At 69.2% G+C, this 7,116-nt stretch carries 6 protein-coding genes; all 6 read left to right on the forward strand.

The window, feature by feature from the left end:
* The first annotated feature begins 187 nt into the window (after positions 1-187).
* The 6 genes from KHY18_RS26530 (at position 188) to KHY18_RS26555 (ending at position 7,106) form a co-directional block, all read left to right on the forward strand.
* Positions 188-661, forward strand: a complete 474-nt coding sequence (locus tag KHY18_RS26530) for a MarR family winged helix-turn-helix transcriptional regulator (protein ID WP_213307345.1) — start codon at positions 188-190, stop codon at positions 659-661.
* A 91-nt stretch (positions 662-752) separates the two neighbouring features.
* The gene (locus tag KHY18_RS26535; protein WP_213307348.1) at positions 753-1,535 is read left to right on the forward strand and encodes a crotonase/enoyl-CoA hydratase family protein; all 783 of its coding nucleotides are present in this window, start codon (positions 753-755) and stop codon (positions 1,533-1,535) included.
* 12 nt (positions 1,536-1,547) lie between these two features.
* A complete protein-coding gene (locus tag KHY18_RS26540; protein ID WP_213307350.1) occupies positions 1,548-3,440 on the forward strand; it encodes a feruloyl-CoA synthase in 1,893 nt (630 codons plus the stop codon).
* Between the two features lie 10 nt (positions 3,441-3,450).
* Positions 3,451-4,236, forward strand: a complete 786-nt coding sequence (locus KHY18_RS26545) for an SDR family NAD(P)-dependent oxidoreductase (protein WP_213307352.1) — start codon at positions 3,451-3,453, stop codon at positions 4,234-4,236.
* A 63-nt stretch (positions 4,237-4,299) separates the two neighbouring features.
* Positions 4,300-5,301 (forward strand): Bug family tripartite tricarboxylate transporter substrate binding protein, encoded by a 1,002-nt coding sequence (locus KHY18_RS26550; RefSeq protein WP_213307354.1) that lies wholly within the window; start codon positions 4,300-4,302, stop codon positions 5,299-5,301.
* A 77-nt stretch (positions 5,302-5,378) separates the two neighbouring features.
* On the forward strand, positions 5,379-7,106 hold the full coding sequence (locus tag KHY18_RS26555) for an acyl-CoA dehydrogenase family protein (RefSeq protein WP_213307356.1): 1,728 nt from the start codon (positions 5,379-5,381) through the stop codon (positions 7,104-7,106).
* Positions 7,107-7,116: the final 10 nt, after the last annotated feature.

Here is a 7,116-nt window from a genome sequence, read left to right on the forward strand (position 1 = left end):
CGGCCTGCCGCGGCCCGAAGCCGGCCAGTCGCAACTGCAATGGGTCAACGGCCGCCTGGTGCTGGCCGTGCACCTGGGAACGCAGTTCCTGTGCCTATTGCCCTTGGGATCCAGCGCCTCGCTCGCGGCGACCGAAATGGCCTAGCCACTGCGACACAGCGGGCTGCGGCCACGGCACAATCTCTCCATGCCCCGCGCCAAATCCCTTTCCTCTCCCGTGACCGTCGATATGGTCGACACGGTCAATACCGACTTCCTGCGCAAACACGTGGGCTACAACGCGCGCCGCGCCGCGCTGTCCGTCATCAGCCTGTTTGTCGAACGCATGGCGCAGTACGACCTCAAGGTGGTCGACTTCTCGCTGCTCAACCTGATCGCGTACAACCCGGGCATCACGTCGCGCCAGGTCTGCGCGAGCCTGAACATTCTTCCGCCCAATCTGGTGAGCCTGGTCGGCAATCTCGACAAGCGCGGACTGATCGTGCGCCGCCCGCATCCGCTCGACGGCCGCGCCGTGGGCCTGTACCTGACCGACGCCGGCCAGGCGCTCAACACGCAGGCCGAGCAGACCGTCACCGCGCTCGAACTCGAAGCCACGGCGCGGCTCACGGCGGCCGAGCGCAAGACGCTGATCAAGCTTTTGCAAAAAGTCTACGACTGAACTCCCGCGGGTAAGTCCCAGGATCAAAGCCGCTTTTCCGTATTGATATGGTTATAAATAATAACCAAAATCAAGCCATACGGAGAGCACCATGACCCACCCCGACATCCATTTCGAACTGCGCGGCGACGACCAAGAGGTCGCCGTCATCCGCCTCGCGCGCAGCGCCAAGCGCAATGCGCTCAACGACAGCCTGATCCTCGCCCTGCGCGATATCTTCGAGACCCTGCCCAAGAGCGTGCGCGCCGCGGTGATCGACGGCGAGGGCCCGCATTTCTGCGCCGGCCTCGATCTGAGCGAACTCAAGGAGCGCGACGCGGGCCAGGGCCTGCACCATTCGCGCATGTGGCATGCGGCGCTCGAGCGCGTGCAGTTCGGCCCGGTGCCGGTGATCGCGGCGCTGCATGGCGCCGTGGTCGGCGGCGGCCTCGAACTCGCGACGGCCTGCCATATCCGCGTCGCCGACGCCTCGACTTTCTATGCGCTGCCCGAAGGCTCGCGCGGCATCTTCGTGGGCGGCGGCGGCTCGGTGCGCATCCCTAAGCTGATAGGCGCGGCGCGCATGGCCGACATGATGCTCACGGGCCGCGTCTATGACGCGCAGGACGGCGAGCGCATAGGCCTGGCGCAGTACCTGGTGCCCGAAGGCCAGGCCTTCGACAAGGCCTGCGCGCTCGCGCTGCGCGTCGCGCAGAACGCGCCGCTGACCAACTACGCGCTGATCCAGGCGCTGCCGCGCATCGCCGAACAGCCGGCCGACCAGGGCTACTTCACCGAAGCCATGATGGCCGCGATCGCCCAGAGCGCGCCCGAAGCCAAGCAAAGGCTCAATGACTTCCTCGAAGGCCGCGCGGCCAAGGTCAGCAAGCAATAAGGAGCCCGCACCATGTCCGCCCTTGCCTTCGCCCCCGTGAGCGCCGCACCCGCCGCCGCGCCCTACCGCCCCATGGCCTTTGGCGTGACGCGCGTCAGCGTGCGCGCCGGCGCCCAGGGCGTGCGCTACCTCGACGCCGACCTGCCGCTGGGCGCCTATGCGCGCCGCGTCACCGACTACCTGCTGCACTGGGCCGAAGCCACGCCGCACAACAGCTTTCTCGCGCGCCGCGCGCGCCTGCCCGACGGCAGCAGCGGCGACTGGCAGCACCTGCGCTACGGCCAGGCACTCGATGCCGCGCGCCGCATAGGCCAGGCCCTGATCGACCGCGGCCTGAACGCCGAACGACCGGTGCTGCTGCTCACGGAAAACAGCCTGGAACATGGGCTGATGGCGCTGGGCTGCATGTACGCGGGCGTGCCCTACTGCCCGGTATCCACGGCCTATGCGACGGTCAGCCAGGACTACGCCAAGCTGCGCCATGTGATCGAGACGCTGACGCCCGGCCTGGTGCTGGCCGCCGATGGCACGCGCTTCGGCCCGGCGATTGCCGCGACCGTGCCGAATGACGTCGAAGTGGTGCTGATCGAAGGCCAACTCGCGCAGCGCGAGACCACCGATTTCGCGCAGCTGCTGGCCACCGAGGCCACTGCCGCGGTAGATGCGGCGATGCATGCGACCGGGCCCGACACCATCGTCAAGTTCCTGTTCACCTCGGGCTCGACCAAGCTGCCCAAGCCGGTGATCAACACCCAGCGCATGTGGTGCGCGAACCTGCAGCAGATCACGCTGTCGCTGCCCGCGCTGGCCGAAGCGCCGCCGGTGCTGGTCGACTGGCTGCCATGGAACCATACGTTCGGCGGCAACCACAATGTCGGCATCACGCTGCAGCATGGCGGCACGCTCTACATCGACGACGGCAAGCCTACGCCGGCGCTGATAGGCGAGACCCTGCGCAACCTGCGCGAGATCGCGCCCACGGTGTATTTCAACGTGCCCACGGGCTTCGAGATGATCGCCCAGGCGATGCAGACCGACGCCCAGCTGCGCACCACGCTGCTGTCGCGCGTGCGCTTCTTTTTCTACTCGGGCGCGGGGCTGTCGCAGCCCGTCTGGGACAGCCTGCACGCGACGCAGCAGGCGGCGCTGGGCGAGCGCATCATCATGGCCACGGGCCTGGGAATGACCGAGTCGGCGCCGTCGGCGCTGTTCGTCAACAGCCCCGATGTGACGGCCGGCGACATAGGCAGCCCCGTGCCCGGAACCACCGTCAAGCTGGTCGAGGTCGACGGCAAGACCGAAGTGCGCTACCGCGGCCCGAACATCACGCCCGGCTACTGGCGCAATGCCGACGCCACGCGTGAAGCGTTCGACGACGAAGGCTTCCTGTGCACCGGCGACGCCGTGCGCTGGATAGACCCCGACAACGTGCACCGCGGCCTGCGTTTCGACGGCCGCATCGCCGAGGACTTCAAGCTGGCCACGGGCACTTTCGTGAGCGTCGGGCCGCTGCGCACCAAGGTGCTGGCCGCGGGCGCGCCCTATCTGCAGGACGTGGTCGTCACCGGCCTGAACCACAAGGAAGTCGGCCTGCTGATGTTCCCCTCGCCGCGCTGCCGCGAGATCAGCGGATTGAGCGCCGACGCGCCCTGGGCCGACGTGCTGGCCAGCGACGGCGTGCGCGCGCAGATCGAAGCCCTGCTGGGCCGGCTCGCGGCCCAGGCCACGGGCAGCGCCAGCCGCGTGGCGCGCGCCGTGCTGCTCGCCGAGCCGCCGTCGCTGGACCGCGGCGAAATCACCGACAAGGGTTCGGTCAACCAGCGCGCGGTGCTGAACCACCGCGCGGCGCTGGTCGACGCACTGCATGACGGCAGCGCGCCCGGCATTCTTTTCCCCAAAGCCTGAGAACACCACCATGCAGATCCAAGGACATACCGCACTCGTCACCGGCGCCGCTTCGGGCCTGGGTGAAGCCACGGCGCGCGAACTCGCACGCCAGGGCGCCAAGGTCGCGATTCTCGACCGCAATCTGGCCCAGGCCGAACGCGTGGCCGCGGCCATCAATGCCGAACACGGCGCGGGCCGCGCGCTGGCCTGCGCCTGCGACATCACCGACACCGCGAGCGTCACGGCCGCGCTGGAACAGGCCCGGGCGGGTCTCGGCGACGCGCGCATTCTGATGAACGTCGCGGGCATAGGCAGCGCCAAGCGCATCGTGCAGCGCGACGGCAGCGCCGCACCGCTCGAAGACTTCACGCGCGTGGTCCAGGTCAATCTGATCGGCGCCTACAACGTCAGCCGGCTGTTCGCCGCGGCCTGCGCCAAGCTCGCTCCGCTGGAAGACGGCGAGCGCGGCGTGATGCTGTTCACCGCCTCGGTCGCGGCGTTCGACGGCCAGGTGGGCCAGCAGGCCTACAGCGCGTCCAAGGGCGGGCTGGTGGGAATGACGCTGCCGATGGCGCGGGATCTCGCGCAGCACGGCATACGCGTGTGTACCATCGCGCCCGGCCTGTTCGCCACGCCGCTGATGCAGGAGCTGCCCGAAGCCGTGCAGCAGTCGCTGGCCGCAAGCATTCCGTTTCCCTCGCGCCTGGGCAAGCCCGAGGAGTTCGCCCAGCTCGCCAGCCAGGTCGTGACCAACGGTCACCTCAATGGCGAAGTCATCAGGCTCGACGGCGCGCTGCGCATGGCGCCGCGCTGAGTCCGCAGGCCCTGCCTGCCCCCCGTTCCCGCCCCGTCAACGATAACCACAATGGAGACAAAAATGACGACACGACGCGACTTCATCCACACCCTCGGCGCCGGCGCCGCGCTGGCCACGCTGCACCCGCTTGCGGCCCGGGCCCAGACCGCGGCCCCCATCGTCGAGCAGGTCAAGATCTACTACGGCTTTCCCGCGGGCAGCGCGGGCGACAACGTCGCGCGCCGCGTCGGTGAAAAGCTTGCCGGCTCGGCGTATTCGCGCCTCTCGGGCATCGTCGAGAACAAGCCCGGCGCGGGCGGGCGCATCGCGCTCGAAACCCTCAAGACCGCGCCCGCCGACGGCTCGGTGCTGGCGCTGGCCCAGGTCTCGGCGCTGGCCAACTACCCGCACATCTACAGCAAGCTGAACTACACGGCGCAGGACTTCGCGCCGATATCGATAGGCGCGATCATGCACCACGGCCTGGCCGTGGGGCCCATGGTTCCGGCCAGCGTCAAGACCGTCAAGGACTACCTCGCCTGGGCCAAGGCCCACCCCGATCTCGCCAACTACGGCTCGCCGGGCGCGGGCTCGACGCCGCACTTCCTGGGCGCGCTGCTGGGCATCAGCAGCGGCGTCGAGCTCAAGCATGTGCCTTACCGCGGCGTGGTGCCGGCCGTGACCGACACCGTGGCCGGCCAGATCGCTTCGGTGATGTCGCCCTGCGGCGACTACCTCGCGAACTACAAGGCCGGCAAGCTGCGCATTCTCGCCACCTCGGGCCCGCAGCGCTTTCCTTCGCTGCCCGATGTGCCGACGTTCGCCGAAGCCGGCTTTCCCGAACTCACGACCGAGGAATGGTTCGGCTTCTACGCTCCCGCCAAGACCCCGGCCAAGGTGCAGGCCCAGGCCAATGCCGCGATCAATGCCGCGCTCAAGGAAAAGAGCGTGACCGACAGCCTGGCCATCATGGGCCTGATTCCGCACGGCACGACCCAGGCAGAAATGGAACGCTGGCAGAAGGCCGAATACGCGCACTGGGGGCCGATCATCAAGAAGATCGGCTTCACCGCAGACTCCTGACGCCCGGGCCTGCGCGCCGCGCGGCCCTTTCTTTTTTCCCTGACTCCCGCGCGGCCCACCGCGCGTTCTTTTTTCTCATGCATTACCAGCCCCGCCCCGACGACATCGCCTTCCTGGTCTTCGATGTGCTGCAGGCGCCCGCGTTCCTGCAGACGCTGCCCGCGCAGGCCGAGACCGACGCGCCGCTGATGGCGCAGATTCTCGACGCGGCCGCGGAATTCGCGGGCGAAGTCGTCGCGCCGCTGAACGCCGGCGGCGATGCCGCGGGCTGCCGCTGGGCCCAGGGCGAAGTCACGACGCCGCCGGGCTTTGCCGCGGCCTACCGCGCGTTCTGGCAGGCCGGCTGGCCCGCGCTCGCGGCCGCGCCCGAAGACGGCGGCCAGGGCCTGCCGCGGCTGCTGGAGATCGTGCTCTACGAATGGCTGCACGCGGCCAACCATGCCTGGACCATGGCACCGGGCCTGATCCATGGCGCCTACGAATGCGTCAAGCAGCATGGCAGCGCCGCGCTGCAGGCGCAGTACCTCGCGCCGCTGGCCTCGGGCGAATGGCTGCCCACCATGTGTCTCACGGAAGCCCAGGCCGGCAGCGACCTGGGCCTGGTGCAGACCCAGGCCAGGCCCGTGGACGGCGCGGGCGCGATTCCCGACGAACACCGCATTCGCGGCAGCAAGATCTTCGCATCCAACGCCGAGCACGATCTCAGCGACAACATCCTGCACCTGGTGCTCGCGCGCCTGCCCGGCGCCGCGCCCGGCCCCAAGGGCCTGTCGCTGTTTCTCGTTCCCAAGCTGCTGCCGGGCGGCACGCGCAACGCCGTGCACTGCGAGCGCATCGAGGAAAAGATGGGGCTGCACGGCAGCGCCACCTGCCAGATGCGCTTCGACGACGCGACAGGGTGGCTGCTGGGCCGGCCAGGCGCGGGCCTGGGCGCGATGTTCCTGATGATGAATGCCGCGCGACTCATGGTCGCGGGCCAGGGCATGGGGCTGCTCGACGCGGCCTGGCAAAAGGCCCATGCCTATGCGCATGAACGCCGCCAGATGCGCGCGCCCGGAGCGCGGCCCGCGAGCCGCGGCGACAACGACCGCGCCGACCTGTTGATCGAACACCCGGCGATGCGCCGCATTCTCGACGTGCAGCGCTGCTGGATAGACGGCGGCCGCGTGCTCGCCTACCGCACGGCGCTGGCGCTCGACGCCGCGCGCGACCACCCCGACGCCGCGCAGCGCGCCCAGGCCCAGCGCTGGTGCGCGCTGGTCACGCCCGTGCTCAAGGCCGCGTGGACGCGCCAGGGCTTCGAAGGCGCAAGCGACTGCCTGCAGGTGTTCGGCGGCCACGGCTATGTGCGCGAATGGGGCATAGAGCAGCATGTGCGCGACGCGCGCGTGGCGATGATCTACGAAGGCAGCAACGAGATCCAGGCGATCGATCTGCTGGTGCGCAAGGTGCTGTCGGACCAGGGCCAGGCGCTTGCGCAGCTGCTGCGCGCGCTGCACGACGAACTCGATGCAGACCAGTCGCTGGACGCCGAATTGCGCGCCGCGATGACCGGCTTCGATGCGCTCACAGCCGAAGTGATCGATGCCGCGCAAGCCGATGCGCAACTGCCTTATGCGGTCGCCGACGACTACCTGCAGGCACTCGCCCTGTTGCTGCTGGGCTGGGCCTGGAGCCGCATCGCGCGCACGCCCGGCGCCGACACCGCGCGCTGGCAGCAGCCGCTTGCGGCGCTGCGCACACGCGTGCTGCCGGGCCTGGCCTTGCGCCTGGCGCTGGTGCGCGCGCAGTTGCCCAAGGCCTGAAAACGGCAAT

The organism is Acidovorax sp. CCYZU-2555 (genome assembly GCF_018413525.1).
Lineage (GTDB): Bacteria > Pseudomonadota > Gammaproteobacteria > Burkholderiales > Burkholderiaceae_C > Comamonas.